The organism is Saccharospirillum mangrovi (assembly GCF_003367315.1).
Classification (GTDB): Bacteria; Pseudomonadota; Gammaproteobacteria; order Pseudomonadales; family Natronospirillaceae; genus Saccharospirillum; species Saccharospirillum mangrovi.
Genome location: NZ_CP031415.1, coordinates 2,151,386 through 2,164,954 on the forward strand (window position 1 = coordinate 2,151,386; position 13,569 = coordinate 2,164,954).

At 52.5% G+C, this 13,569-nt stretch carries 11 protein-coding genes; 2 read left to right on the forward strand and 9 right to left on the reverse strand.

The window, feature by feature from the left end:
- Positions 1–166: 166 nt before the first annotated feature.
- The 9 genes from DW349_RS10340 to DW349_RS10380 all read right to left on the reverse strand — a co-directional run bounded on the left by DW349_RS10340 (position 167) and on the right by DW349_RS10380 (position 10,446).
- Positions 167–1,720, reverse strand: a complete 1,554-nt coding sequence (locus DW349_RS10340; protein ID WP_198650485.1) for an MATE family efflux transporter — start codon at positions 1,718–1,720, stop codon at positions 167–169.
- 214 nt (positions 1,721–1,934) lie between these two features.
- Positions 1,935–2,282, reverse strand: coding sequence for a MarR family EPS-associated transcriptional regulator (locus DW349_RS10345; protein ID WP_108125665.1), 348 nt, complete (start codon positions 2,280–2,282; stop codon positions 1,935–1,937).
- Between the two features lie 258 nt (positions 2,283–2,540).
- Entirely contained in the window at positions 2,541–3,056 is a 516-nt protein-coding gene (locus DW349_RS10350; RefSeq protein ID WP_108125544.1) for a transcription termination/antitermination NusG family protein, read from the reverse strand.
- A gap of 171 nt (positions 3,057–3,227) precedes the next feature.
- Positions 3,228–4,007, reverse strand: a complete 780-nt coding sequence (cysQ, locus tag DW349_RS10355; RefSeq protein ID WP_108125545.1) for a 3'(2'),5'-bisphosphate nucleotidase CysQ — start codon at positions 4,005–4,007, stop codon at positions 3,228–3,230.
- A gap of 10 nt (positions 4,008–4,017) precedes the next feature.
- Entirely contained in the window at positions 4,018–5,757 is a 1,740-nt protein-coding gene (locus DW349_RS10360; RefSeq protein WP_162824633.1) for an SLC13 family permease, read from the reverse strand.
- Between the two features lie 18 nt (positions 5,758–5,775).
- Complete coding sequence (cysC, locus tag DW349_RS10365; RefSeq protein WP_108125547.1) at positions 5,776–6,399, reverse strand: adenylyl-sulfate kinase; 624 nt, start codon at positions 6,397–6,399, stop codon at positions 5,776–5,778.
- A gap of 49 nt (positions 6,400–6,448) precedes the next feature.
- Positions 6,449–7,777, reverse strand: coding sequence for a UDP-glucose dehydrogenase family protein (locus tag DW349_RS10370; RefSeq protein ID WP_108125548.1), 1,329 nt, complete (start codon positions 7,775–7,777; stop codon positions 6,449–6,451).
- A gap of 100 nt (positions 7,778–7,877) precedes the next feature.
- Entirely contained in the window at positions 7,878–8,945 is a 1,068-nt protein-coding gene (gene apbC, locus DW349_RS10375) for an iron-sulfur cluster carrier protein ApbC (RefSeq protein ID WP_108125549.1), read from the reverse strand.
- A 97-nt stretch (positions 8,946–9,042) separates the two neighbouring features.
- Complete coding sequence (locus DW349_RS10380) at positions 9,043–10,446, reverse strand: mannose-1-phosphate guanylyltransferase/mannose-6-phosphate isomerase (RefSeq protein ID WP_108125550.1); 1,404 nt, start codon at positions 10,444–10,446, stop codon at positions 9,043–9,045.
- Between the two features lie 181 nt (positions 10,447–10,627).
- On the opposite strand from DW349_RS10380, the gene metG reads away from it, so the two are divergent.
- Both metG and DW349_RS10390 read left to right on the forward strand, forming a co-directional pair.
- Positions 10,628–12,676, forward strand: coding sequence for a methionine--tRNA ligase (metG, locus tag DW349_RS10385; RefSeq protein WP_108125551.1), 2,049 nt, complete (start codon positions 10,628–10,630; stop codon positions 12,674–12,676).
- A gap of 23 nt (positions 12,677–12,699) precedes the next feature.
- On the forward strand, positions 12,700–13,560 hold the full coding sequence (locus DW349_RS10390; RefSeq protein WP_108125552.1) for a DMT family transporter: 861 nt from the start codon (positions 12,700–12,702) through the stop codon (positions 13,558–13,560).
- The last annotated feature ends 9 nt before the right edge of the window (positions 13,561–13,569 follow it).

Sequence of the window (13,569 nt, forward strand, 5' to 3'; positions counted from 1 at the left end):
CCAACTCACATTTATCCACAAACACTCTTATATAGGCTCAATAAAATATAACTCTAAAATTTTAATTCTAAAGAAATTGCACGTTTATAAGTGTGCAACAACAACTGGACTATTTGACCAGTTTAAGGGATTTTCACCTGTAGAATACTCATTTCATCGGTATTGCCTAAAACCGCATTCTTTGCAATGAAATTTTCAATTTAAGTAAGCGAGAGCGTATCGTCTCCACAATTTTTTCCCTCCAAGATTTGTCAAGCCCAATGGAGTACATGGCTATAGATGAGACTGCGAAACTAGCAAAGATGACCAATACCGACCAGTAAAATCCATTTGGTAGCAGATGATTCATTACAGTGATAGGCAGCGCGGAGATCGAAACGATGCCTATAATCGGTAGTGCGGTGAACCTCAGAAAGTTCTCCACCGGAAACCCGGTAAGCCAATTCACGAGAAACAGCCGGACTCCAAACATTAGAATATTCGCCAAAATCGCGACAATAAAGACAGCGTAAGCAGGTGCACCCGCAGCGACTACCGCCCACGCCGTTAAGAGTATGCCTATTTGAATAGAGCCCAGAGTAAGCTCATAGACTTTCATCTTTCCTGGCGCTCTGGCCGCGGCGAACAATGGCATACTAATCGACATTATTAGGGCTTCAACAAGGGCTAGTTGTGAGAAAAGTACCGCATCTGAAGGTACCGTCTTAAGCCAGATGCTTAATACGGCATCCATCTTGACCATCATAGGCAGTGCAAAAATCCATAGTAGAAAAAACGTTATTTTTGAACCACCGGTTATTAACCCATACATCTCCTGACGCTTATTGGCGGCGTAGGCTTTGATAATGGGTGGATAAAGACTGCTGTTAAAATTACTCGAGAATATGTTTACTTGGCCTGCAATTTGAACAGCAAGCGCCCTTGCCGCCACAACAGCCGGACTAAACGACTGGTTAAGCAAAACTGTCACCGCGTGAGTACGGGCAACAGTTGAAATAGCACCAAATAAAGTCCAGCCGGTGAAGCCGATAATCTCCCGGAACAGTGCAGCGTCCCAATAGAATTTACGGAACTGGCATTCGTCATATCTATACAAGCAAATACCGATGTATAGCACTGCGTTTATTGTGCCCACACATAGTACTAGCAGCCCGTACAGTTCCAGCTTATCCCAAGCAATGTATTGAAGAAGGAACACGACGCCCAGCTTCATGAACGCTTCAATGATTGATATGTATGCGTACAGCTTCATATCTTCATGGGCCATGATAATGGCCATGAAGGGACTGGTTATCACGCTAACCAGAAAAGTCAGCGTCGCATAGTGATATAAGGTTTTAGCGGCTTCAAACCTGCCTTCAGGTACGGACAGCTCAGTATTCACAAACCAGAGCCCGATGGTTTGAAGAGCAATTAACGCTATCAAGGCTACCGAGACATAAAGAGTAAGATTGACAGAAAAGGTTTTTTTCAACCGCTCGTCGTTTTGCTCACCCAGGGCGAATGAAAAGAAGCGTTGTGTTGCTTGTGCCAAAGTGCCAGGTAGAAAAGCGCTAAGTGCTACGAGACCACCCACCGCGCCATAGATACCGTAATCTTCTACGCCCAGTTGATGCAGAACGATTCGAATGGTGTATAGACTTACAAATAAGATTAATAATTGACGAAAATAGAGCATTAGCGTGTTATGGGCTATTCGTTTGTTTCTTTCTGAAACCATTAGAATTCTCTTAGCTGAGACGGACTAGCACTGGTATTGCTATGGTGAGGTCGTCTTCCATCAACAAGACGGACAACCCTGGCAATCAGGCTGAAATCGGAAGTATTTTTAATGGTGTGGCGAATAACGGCGGACCAAATAAGACCAATGAAGTCCGTTTCCAAATTTTTATGTTTTGGCTCTATCTTTTAGATGCAGAACACCAGATATAAAATTAGCCTGTTTGCTTACTATTGACTGAAAATTGAGAAACTTCTTCTCGTAATTCATCTATATCTCGTTGAATCTGCTCATGCTCTTCCAATTTGTGTTTTAGAAATCGCATAGTGACATTTAGTTTTTCTTCAACACCTGAAGGAGTAAGAATATAGGCATATCCAAGTTTATTGGGATTCTTCGTAAAGTTCCCAGCTTTTATCCATCCCTTTTCCACCAATGCTTTCAGGCAGTAGTTAACCTTCCCCAAACTGACACCCAATTCTTGAGCCAGCTCACGCTGGCTAGCACCTGGGTTTGCTTCGAGAGCCTTTAGCAACTTATAGCGAGATTCTTCGGGCAACATGGTGTTTATAAAAACCTCGTAACAGATTGAATGGAGGTTACAGATAGTTTCCAAGAGATTTCGGACCGAGTACTTTTCATCTTTCGGTGATTTTTCAACGTCAGGTAATACCACAGCTCCTGATGGTCTTTCAGCCCTACCCTTGGGTAACGTTATGTAACGGGGGTAAGCTACCGCCCGGCCGGATACAAGGCACACCAATAGAATTGTTTTAACATTCGTTTGGCGACGTTGACTCACTGTTCGTCGCGATTTTAATTAAGCGAACTGCACTGCTTTTATCGGTAACTCCAACCGCTGCTCTTTGCTCAACAGCTGCAACAACAACACTACCCTATCCTCACCGCGAGTCATTTGAACAATCGCTTGGAGGTGCTTGAAGCAACCTTCGGTAATAGTCACTACTGTGCCAGCTTTAAGCTCGGGTTCGGGTGCTTCATTATTCAGTACCTGGCACTGCTTTATCACGCTGGCGACGATTGCATCAGAAACGACCAGCGGGCGGCCAAGGCTATTAACTAATCGCGCCACACCTCGGGTACTGTTGACCTTGGCGACACTTTGATCGGCGTTGAGTCGGACGAAGAGGTAATGCGGAAACAGGCTTTCAACTTGCCAGTGCAGTTGGCCGGCACGGCGGCGGCGCACTCGGTGTGTTGGATGGAAGCAGTGAATCTGCTGGTTGGCCAGATGTTCGGCGGCACGGAAACCTTCTTTGGGTTTGCATTGCACCAGATACCAGCTTGTTTGACCGTTGTTAGAGACCGCTTCCATCGGTTTTCCGTCACTGTGTTCAAGCGATGAACGCAGACTCTAAAGGAGCACGGCGATCAATACAATCCCAATACCCGTCTTTCTGTTCGATTTCTGGTGATCGCTGTTTGGCGTTGAATTCAGCAATGCTTATGGCTTAGAAACTGCTTATTCGACAGCTGTTCGAACGCTTTAACGATAGTTTCGAGGTGCCGCAATAAAGAACGGATTCAACAAGCTCTCACTCTGGTTGTACTTCACAGGTTCACTGTCCACCGCATTAAAGAGCTCACCGCCGGCTCCACGCAACAAGGCGTGCGCTGCGCCGGTGTCCCATTCGCTGGTCGGCCCTAACCGGGGGTACAAGTCCGCAGCGCCTTCGGCCACCAGGCAGATTTTCAATGAACTTCCCAGGCTCTTTATTTCCGGGTGATCGAAATCCTTCACGAAGGTTTGGAAGGCATCGCTTTGATGCGAGCGACTGCCAACGATCCGCCATCCGGCTTTGCCTTTCGGTAGTGACGACACCGAAATTCCTTGCTCGTTTCCGTCTTGTTCTTTTCGGCTGCCACCCACCGCTGTTCCACCGACATAGGTGCAGTCCAGCACCGGTGCGTGCACGACGCCCCAAACCGGTTCCCCCTTGTCAATTAAAGCGATATTGACGGTGAATTCGCCATTTTTCTTGATGAATTCTTTGGTGCCATCCAGCGGGTCCACCAACCAATACTGCTGCCAGCTCTGCCGTTCGTGCCAGGCAATGGTGGCGCTTTCCTCCGAGAGGATGGGAACCTGAGGTGTTAATTGACTCAAGCCAGCAACGATGGCTTGATGTGCAGCCAAATCGGCCGCCGTCAACGGGCTAGTGTCGGCTTTGGTTTCGACATCAAAATCCTGTTCATAGATTGCTAAAATCGCTTCACCAGCTTGCTTAGCCAGATGAACAACGGCGCGAAAGTCGATCGTCGTCATTGAAAATCCTTCAATAAAAAATCACGGGTAACCTGGGCACAATTAAGGTGGTTAATGTTGCACTGAATATCACCAAGGGTGTGCCAAATTTCAAATAATCGAGCGGACGATAATTGCCCGCAGACAATACCATCAGGTTGGTTTGATAACCGAATGGCGTTATGAAACTGGTTGAAGCTGCCATCATCACGGTAATTGCAACTTGTTCTACAGATAATCCCGCAACCTGACCAATGGATAAGGCAAACGGTAACATCAGCGCGGCGGCAGAATGGTTGGTTATTAGCTCAGTCATCACCCAACAGAGCGCAAAAATCACCAAGACACCTAAAGCTGCGGATTCAATCAAACCCATAAAGGGTGACAACAGCCACACATCCAACTGCGTCTTTTCAACTGCGGTTGCAAGCGCTAACGCGCCAATCAATATCCCGAACAGCTGGACGTCGATGCCTCTCATAAAATCAGCGGGTTGGGCAACCCTCAGTAAGAAACTTAACGCCAGATACAACACCGTCACTTTCAGCAATGGCATGCCCATCAAGGTACCACCCACCACCATGATAGGGAAAAGCAACAGCATGAAATAACCGCGTCGTTGGTCTGCGGTCGAGTGTGCAGACTGATGGCGATTCAACACCGTTAAATCCGCCGATGGCGGGAATGTTTGCGACGAGGGTGTTTCCAGCAGCAGTAAATCACCCGCTTGAATATTGTATTCGCCAAGTTTGCCAAAGTGTTGATCGGTCTGATGGGCAACGCTAACAATCACCGCACCATATCGCTTGCGAAATCCAATGGCGCGAGCCGTTTGCCCGATCAAAGCCGATCCTACCGGCACAATGGCTTCGAGCAAGTGTGTGGGTTCACCCGTACTCTGGCCCTGGCGAATCACATTGATGCCCGGCACTAAAGATAATTCCTGGATCAATCCCGGCGATCCTAAAAATACCAAACGGTCGTCCGCTTTTAAGCGTGTGTCTGCACCCACTTGCTGCCATTCATTGGCGCGTTGTAAGCGATACAAATAACCTTGCTTTAAATGCCGCAATCCAGCCTCTGCGACACTGAGCCCTTCGATAGAGGCATCAATCTGGGCATGGATCTGAAATTCAGTCACACGTTCGGGCGAGGCATTGACGGGTATCCGTTTCGGCAGCCAACGCTTTGCCATTCCGTAATACAAGAGGAAGACCAACAACAGCGGCAACCCAACCCATACTGGACTGAATACATTCAATTGGTGCCCCGGAGCCAGATCTGTCAACAGGCCGAACACCACCAGATTCGTACTGGTGCCAACCAGGGTCAGAGTGCCGCCGATGATGGCCGCGTAGCTCAGTGGCAATAGATAACGACTGGGTGCATCGCCTCGACGAATGGCCCACTCCCGGATGGGATGCAGCAAGACAGCGACAATAGGGGTGTTATTCAGGAATGCCGAGATCAACGCCACTGGCGCCAATACCAACAAGAACCCACCAGAGTGATGTGACGTTCGGTTGAGCAGTGTATCCAGCGGGCGATTGAGTAAGCCGCTGGCCTGGATGCGATGGGCAATAACCATCAACAACGCCAGGGTGACTACGCCTTCATTCACCAACCCACTCAGCGCTTCCGGTAAGGTGAGGACGCCCAAGCCATACAGCCCGGCAGCAGCGCCGAAAAACCAATAAACCGGACGACCACGACCGCTGTAGAGGCCGATCAAGGCCAGCATCAATGCGCCCAGGGTGATCAGTTGCGGCATCATTGACGTCAACAGCGCTTACTGCATCAGTGTCAGAATATTTTTAACGCTTTTCTCGACGTTACTGCGGCTGGTATCGATTTCCAGTTCAGCCGCCTGGGGCGCCTCATAAGGATCGCTGATACCGGTGAATTGTTTGATGATGCCGGCGCGTGCTTTTTTGTATAACCCTTTGGGGTCGCGTTGTTCGCACACATCCAACGGCGTGTTCAGGAAAACTTCGATGAATTGGCCAGGCGCAAAAATTGAACGCACGATCTGTCGATCGCGGTTGTAAGGGGAGATAAACGCGCAGACCACAATCAATCCGGCATCCACCATTAACTTGGCGACTTCACCCACGCGGCGAATGTTTTCGGCACGATCTTTTTCGCTCATGCCCAAATCTTTGTTCAGACCGTGACGAACATTATCGCCATCGAGCAAAAACGTTTTCACGCCATTGGCGTGCAAGGTGGCGTCCAGTGCGTTGGCAATGGTGGATTTTCCCGAGCCGGACAAGCCGGTCAACCAGATGCAACGCGGTTGTTGTTGCATCAGTTGAGCGCGGTCACTGGGCGACACACTTTGGGTGTGCCAAACGGCCTCGGATCCTAAATCCAGGCCCTTGAAAACATAGGGTGATTCCGGGTTTTGGCTCATGCGAGTCTCACTACCAACAGACAATGTTTCCAGGGCCTGAGTATTACGATCAGACCGGCTGGCGACCGACTGCGTAATAACGGAAGCCCTTCTTCTTCATACGAGCAGGCTCGTACAAATTACGACCATCAAACACCAGCGGTTCAGTCAGTTGTTGTTTGATGACATCAAAGTTCGGCGCCCGGAAGGTTTGCCATTCCGTCACGATGATTAACGCATCGGCCGCTTTCAAAGCACTCTCTTTGGTGCCGCACAAAATCAAATCGTCACGGTCACCATAAATACGTTGCGTCTCTTCCATTGCTTCCGGGTCGAATGCCTGCACCTTGGCGCCGGCGGCCCACAAAGCTTCCATCAAGACGCGGCTGGGTGCTTCGCGCATATCGTCGGTGTTGGGTTTGAAACTCAACCCCCACAATGCAAAGGTTTTGCCAGCCAATTCACCCTGATAATGCGCGTGAATTTTTCGATAGAGCGTGGTTTTTTGATCGTAATTACGCGCTTCCACGGCCTTCAAAATTCCGGCGTCGAAATCGATGTTATCCGCCGTGCGAATCAACGCCTGAACGTCTTTCGGAAAACAGGAACCGCCGTAGCCAACACCGGGATAAATAAAGTGGTAACCGATGCGCGGATCGCTGCCAATGCCCTGACGAACGGCTTCAATATCGGCGCCCAAACGCTCAGCCAGATTGGCCATTTCGTTCATGAAACTGATCTTAGTTGCCAGCATGCAGTTGGCGGCGTATTTGGTCAGTTCGGCGCTGCGTACATCCATGACAATCATTTTGTCGTGGTTGCGGTTAAAGGGCGCGTACAGTTCACGCAACATTTCTTCGGCGCGTTCGCTGTCGGTTCCGATGACGATACGGTCCGGGCGCATGCAGTCGTTTACCGCAGCGCCTTCTTTCAGGAATTCCGGGTTGGATACCACGTCAAAACTCAAATCACTACCGCGTTTTTTCAGTACCTCAGCAATGGCTGCGGTGACTTTGTCGGCGGTGCCGACCGGCACGGTCGATTTGTTGATGACGACTTTGTGATCGTTCATCTCTTCGGCGATGGTCCGCGCCACCGTCAAGACGTATTTCAGATCGGCGCTGCCGTCTTCATCGGGTGGCGTGCCGACTGCAATAAACAGGATTTCGCCGTGGCGAACGGCTTCGGCGGCGTCGGTGGTGAAGTTCAGCCGACCTTCCTGATAATTCTCTTTGACCAGCGGTTCCAAACCGGGTTCGTAAATGGGAATACGCCCCTGTTTGAGGTTTTCAACGCGACTGGCGTCGACATCCACACACACCACATCGTGGCCGGCTTCCGCCAAACAAGTCCCTTGAACCAGGCCGACATAGCCAATACCAAAGACGGTTACTTTCATGGAGCTTCCTATACCTGCTGAATCAAAAAATGATGGATGTCGGGCCAGGTTCGAACCCGGCACAGACTATGACACCCGAGTGACAGTTCGATGACAGTCGTTATTGGATGGAGATACTAGGCCCAGCATCCGCGCCCTGCAACGCCAAAACAGCCGCCGTGCGCCGCGCCAGCAATTGATAGTGCGCGGTGATCTCGCCATCGGGCTCGGCCACTACGGTGGGTTCGCCATTGTCCGTCTGTGTGCGGATACCGAGATCCAATGGCAGGCTTTCCAGCAGAGTGACGTCGTAGTCGGTCGCCAATCGTGTACCGCCGCCTTCCCCAAAAATATGTTCGATGTGACCGCAATTGGAACAGATGTGCATGGCCATGTTTTCGACGATGCCCAGTACCGGAATATTGACCTTGCGGAACATTTCGATGCCTTTGCGCGCATCCAGCAAGGCAATGTCTTGTGGTGTCGTCACAATCACCGCACCCGATACCGGCACTTTTTGCGCCAACGTCAGTTGAATGTCGCCAGTGCCCGGTGGCATGTCGATAACCAGATAGTCCAGTTCGTCCCATAACGTTTGCGTCAACAACTGCTGTAACGCACCAGACACCATGGGTCCGCGCCACACCATGGGAGTTTTCTCGGTGACCAGATAAGCCATCGACATGCTTTGCAAGCCGTGTGCTTCTACCGGAACAAAGTATTTTTCGTCGCGTGTTTGCGGTCGAGTGCCGTCAGCCACGCCAAGCATGGCGGCTACGCTCGGGCCGTAAATATCGGCATCCAGGATACCCACTCGTGCGCCTTCAGCTTGCAGCGCCAAGGCCAGGTTAACGGCCGTGGTGCTTTTGCCGACGCCGCCTTTTCCCGATGCTACGGCGATGATGTTTTTTACGCCCTTCAGCGCCGGCTGATCGATCCGAAGGTTTACTGCACTGGCGGACCAATCCACCGTCACTTCGGTCTCAACGTCGTCCAGGTGCGCTTCCAGATGGCTTTGCACCAGCATCGTTAAACCACGCGCGTAATGACCGGCCGCATAATGCAAGGTGATGTGCACCCTGACCGGGTGATCGCCGTCCAGGCGAATGTCTGCACTGTCGGTTAACGGCCGCTCGGTGTGCGGGTCGGTCAAGGTACCCAGCAGGGTGTGGATGCGATCGTGGGACATATCAAACTCGATTGGAAAATGGACGCGAGGGCTAGATGGGGATTCGGTCGGGCCTTCTAAAGTCGGCCCGACCTGTTCAAGCTAAGCGGTAGGCGAATTAACTGCGGCCGTAGCGATCGGTGAAACGCACGATGTCGTCTTCACCCAGGTAACTGCCGGTCTGGACTTCAATCAGTTCCAGCGGAATCTTGCCCGGGTTTTCCAGTGCGTGAACGGTACCGATGGGAATGTAGACCGATTCGTTTTCGCTCAGCATGCGGGTGTCGTCGCCAATAGTGACATTCGCCGTACCGCTGACCACCACCCAATGTTCGGCGCGATGGTGATGCATCTGCACCGACAACTTTTCTCCCGGTTTGACGGTGATGCGTTTCACCTGATGGCGCTCGCCCATATTGATGGTTTTGTACGCCCCCCAGGGGCGATGAACGCGTGCATGCAATTGATGTTCGCTGCGACCGTCTTGTTTGATCTGGTTAACGATCTCTTTGACGTCTTGCGCCCGCTCGCGCGGGATAACCAGCACCGCATCGTCGGTTTCGATGATCGCCAGGTCATTCACACCTACGGCCGCCACCAGCCGACTTTCGGCACGGATCAAATTGCCGCTGGCCTGATGCGTCAATACATCGCCTTGCAACACGTTGCCATCGCTGTCTTTGTCGCTCAGATCGTACAGCGCCGACCAGGCACCGATGTCGCTCCAATCGCCGGCGTAGGGCACGACGACGGCCCGGTCGGTGTGTTCCATGATGGCGTAATCGATGGAATCGGACGGGCTTTTGGCAAAGGCTTCGGCGTCGACGCGGATAAAATCCAGATCGTTGTATTCGCCCGCCATAGCCGCTTCAGTAGCACTGTAAATCGCTGGCTGGTGGCGCTTCAGCTCATCCAGATAGATGCTTGCCTTGAACACGAACATGCCCGAGTTCCAATAGTGACGACCACTTTGCACATAGCCAGCAGCCGTTTCGGCATCGGGCTTTTCCCGGAATGCCGCCACGGCACTCACCTGCCCTGGCTGAGCAGCTTCGATGTAGCCATAGCCGGTTTCCGGATACGTTGGCTGAACACCAAAGGTAACCAGTTTGTCCGCTTGCGCTTGTTCCAACGCTTGCTGCAGCACGGCACCAAATGCGGCCTGATCCTGAATCACATGGTCGGCCGGTAATACCACCAGCACCGCATCGGGATTGCGTTGCAGCGCCTGAAAGGCCGCCAATGCAATGGCCGGAGCGGTATTGCGGCCTTGGGGTTCGAGAATCAAATCGCCCTTAATGTTCAGGTCAGACAATTGTTGAGCAATTAAAAAACGGTGTTCGTCATTACAGACAACAATGGGCGCTTCAACCAGACCCGCCACTTGTGCCCGTTCAATGGTTTGCTGAATCAGGCTGTGTTCTGTGCTGGTCAGTCGGATGCACTGCTTGGGAAAGAGCTCTCGTGATACCGGCCATAGCCGTGAGCCCACACCACCAGCCAACAAAACGGGAATAATCAACCTGAGGTCTCCTTGGTCGAGGTTGTCAGAATGCGCGGATCATACCACCGGCAGGCGGGCACTGCCCACGCTCACCGTCACACTGCGGATGACGCTGAAATTGCCTTCGGGTAAACTGTGCGGCCCTTTCCGGCCGCCGTTGCGCGGTCGCCGTCGTTGATTCATGAGGAAGTGCAAAGCAATGAGCGAACCCCGCAAGATACTGGTGACCAGCGCCCTGCCTTACGCCAACGGGCCGATCCATCTGGGTCATATGCTGGAACACATTCAGACCGACATCTGGGTTCGCTTTCAAAACAGCATGGGCAATATGTGCACCTACGTTTGTGCCGACGACACTCACGGTACGGCCGTCATGCTGCGCGCGGAAAAAGAAGGCAAGACACCGGAAGATCACATCGATGCCATGCGCGAAGAACACGTGCGTGATTTCCGCGGATTCCTGATCGATCACCACAATTATTACAGCACCCACTCGGACGAAAACCGGGTGTTTTCCGAGCAGATTTATAGCCGTTTGAAAGCCAACGGCCACATCACCGTCAAGACCATTCGCCAGCTGTATGACCCTGAAAAAGAAATCTTCCTGGCCGACCGCTTTGTCAAAGGCACTTGCCCGAAATGCGGCAGCGCCGATCAATACGGCGACGCGTGCGAAGTCTGTTCTGCAACTTACGAACCGAACGAATTGATCAACCCGCGTTCGGTGTACAGCGGCGCCACACCGGTGGAAAAAGAGTCCGAACACTACTTCTTCGACCTGCCGCAATTCCAGGACATGCTGCGCAGCTGGACGCGCTCCGGCACCTTGCAGGACAGCGTTGCCAACAAGCTGGCCGAATGGGTCGACGCTGAGCTGCAACCTTGGGATGTCAGCCGCGATGCGCCCTATTTTGGTTTCGAAATTCCCGATGCGCCGGGCAAATATTTTTACGTCTGGTTGGATGCGCCAATCGGTTACATGGCGAGTTTCAAAAACCTGTGCGACCGTCGCGACGATCTGAATTTCGACGATTACTGGAACAAGGATTCCAGCGCCGAGCTGTATCACTTCATCGGCAAAGACATCATCAATTTCCACGCCCTGTTTTGGCCGGCCATGCTCGACAGCGCCAACTACCGTAAACCCAGCGGCGTCTTTGCACACGGCTATGTGACGGTCAACGGCGAGAAGATGTCCAAGTCGCGTGGCACCTTCATCATGGCCAAAACTTACCTGGAACATCTGAGTCCGGAGTATCTACGTTACTACTACGCTGCCAAATTGGGCGACGGCGTGGAAGACATCGATTTGTCGCTGACCGATTTTGCCCAGCGGGTGAATTCCGATCTGGTTGGCAAGGTCGTGAACATCGCCAGCCGTTGCGCCGGTTTTATTAAGAAAGCCGGAGGTAACCTGTCAGACAACGTTGCCGAACCCGCCATGCTGGCTGACTTTCAGGCCGCTGGCGAACGCATCGCCGCGTATTTCGAAGCGCGTGAATACAGCCGCGCCATTCGCGAAATCATGACGCTGGCCGACCGCGCCAACGAATACATTCAGGCGAAAGCGCCGTGGAGCCTGGCAAAAGAAGACGGCCGCGATCAAGAAGTGCAGGACATCTGCTCCATGGGCATTCATCTGTTCCGTCTGTTGGCGATTTACCTCGGCCCGGTGCTGCCAGCAATGAGCGAAAAGATTCGTGAGTTCCTCAACGTTGAAACGTTGCACTTCACGGATCGTCAGACAGTGCTGACCGGTCACGCCATTAACAAATTCAAGCCGTTGCTGACCCGCATCGAAATGGAACAGATCGATGCCTTGATCGAAGCCAGCAAGGAAGACGCCGCTGCCGAAGCCAAACCGGCCGCATCGAAACCGGCTGAGAAAAAAGACCCCAAACCGGCCCCCACCGTCGACACAGCCGAAATCGAATTTGCCGATTTTGCCAAGGTCGATCTGCGCGTCGCCAAAGTATTGAGCGCCGATTACGTCGATGGCGCCGACAAGCTGCTGCAACTGCAACTGGATGCCGGCAACGGCGAAACCCGTCAGGTGTTTTCCGGCATTCGCAGCCATTACGAACCGGCCGATCTGGTCGGCAAGTCGGTGGTGCTGGTGTACAACCTGAAGCCACGCAAGATGCGCTTTGGTCTGTCCGAAGGCATGGTGCTGGCGGCCAGCGGTGGCGACGATCTGTGGGTACTGGAAGGTCCGGCTGCCGCCGCGCCTGGTACCAAAATCAGCTGATTCCAACAATCGACTGATACCCAATGGGCGAACTCTTCGCGCTGTTGGCGGCACTGTCCTGGACAGTCGCCGCCTACGGTTTCCGGCATCTCGGCGGCCAACTGACACCGCTGCAACTGAACTTCTGGAAAGGTGTGTTGGCCTGCTTTGGCCTGGCGGTGTTTATCGCCTTATCAGGCCAATGGATTGCTCTGCCCGCCCGTGTCTGGACACCGCTGTTGCTTAGCGGCCTGATCGGCATCGCGCTCGGCGATACGCTGTTGTTTTCGGCGCTGAACCGCATCGGTGAACGCACTACCCTGACCATTGCGGAATCTGCCGCGCCATTGTTCACCATCGGCCTGGGCATGTTGTGGCTGGGCGAGTTTCTGACGCTGTGGCAATGGCTCGGTGCGGCCTTAATTTTGCCCGCGCTGTTTTGGGTGTTGGAGCCAAGTAATCCGACGCATCGCAACCATCCTTTATCGGGACTGAGTTTTGCGATAGGAGCCGCTTTGTGTCAGGCGTTGGGCATAATATTAACGCGCCAGGTATTTCTCTCTATTGATTTGCCCGCCAGCCAGGGGGCGTTGTTGCGAATCGCCGCAGGCGTTGCCGTCTTGCCTTTGGTATTACGGCTGCGTAACCAGCCGATTTGGCTCAGACTCAATGCGCGGCAATGGCTGCTGCTGGTCATTAGCACTTTCTTAGGCACGCTCTTGGGCATCTGGTTTCAACAACTGGCCGTTAAACACGCCGAAGCTGGCGTGGTACAAACGCTGATTGCCACCTGCGCCATCATGGCCTTTGCCATTGACCGTTTACGCGGCAACCGCGCTTCAAACAAAGCCTGGGTTGGATTGGCGCTGGCGTTCAGTGGCGTTGCGTTAATCGCTCTGAGCTGAATCCATCGT

Bases quoted from the DNA above. Each gene is read 5' to 3' on its own strand.
- DW349_RS10345 (WP_108125665.1), bottom strand. From the start codon at position 2,282: ATGTTGCCCGAAGAATCTCGCTATAAGTTGCTAAAGGCTCTCGAAGCA.
- DW349_RS10340 (WP_198650485.1), bottom strand. From the start codon at position 1,720: ATGGTTTCAGAAAGAAACAAACGAATAGCCCATAACACGCTAATGCTC.
- metG (WP_108125551.1), top strand. From the start codon at position 10,628: ATGAGCGAACCCCGCAAGATACTGGTGACCAGCGCCCTGCCTTACGCC.
- cysC (WP_108125547.1), bottom strand. From the start codon at position 6,399: ATGAGCCAAAACCCGGAATCACCCTATGTTTTCAAGGGCCTGGATTTA.
- DW349_RS10350 (WP_108125544.1), bottom strand. From the start codon at position 3,056: ATGGAAGCGGTCTCTAACAACGGTCAAACAAGCTGGTATCTGGTGCAA.
- DW349_RS10360 (WP_162824633.1), bottom strand. From the start codon at position 5,757: ATGCCGCAACTGATCACCCTGGGCGCATTGATGCTGGCCTTGATCGGC.
- cysQ (WP_108125545.1), bottom strand. From the start codon at position 4,007: ATGACGACGATCGACTTTCGCGCCGTTGTTCATCTGGCTAAGCAAGCT.
- DW349_RS10390 (WP_108125552.1), top strand. From the start codon at position 12,700: ATGGGCGAACTCTTCGCGCTGTTGGCGGCACTGTCCTGGACAGTCGCC.
- apbC (WP_108125549.1), bottom strand. From the start codon at position 8,945: ATGTCCCACGATCGCATCCACACCCTGCTGGGTACCTTGACCGACCCG.
- DW349_RS10370 (WP_108125548.1), bottom strand. From the start codon at position 7,777: ATGAAAGTAACCGTCTTTGGTATTGGCTATGTCGGCCTGGTTCAAGGG.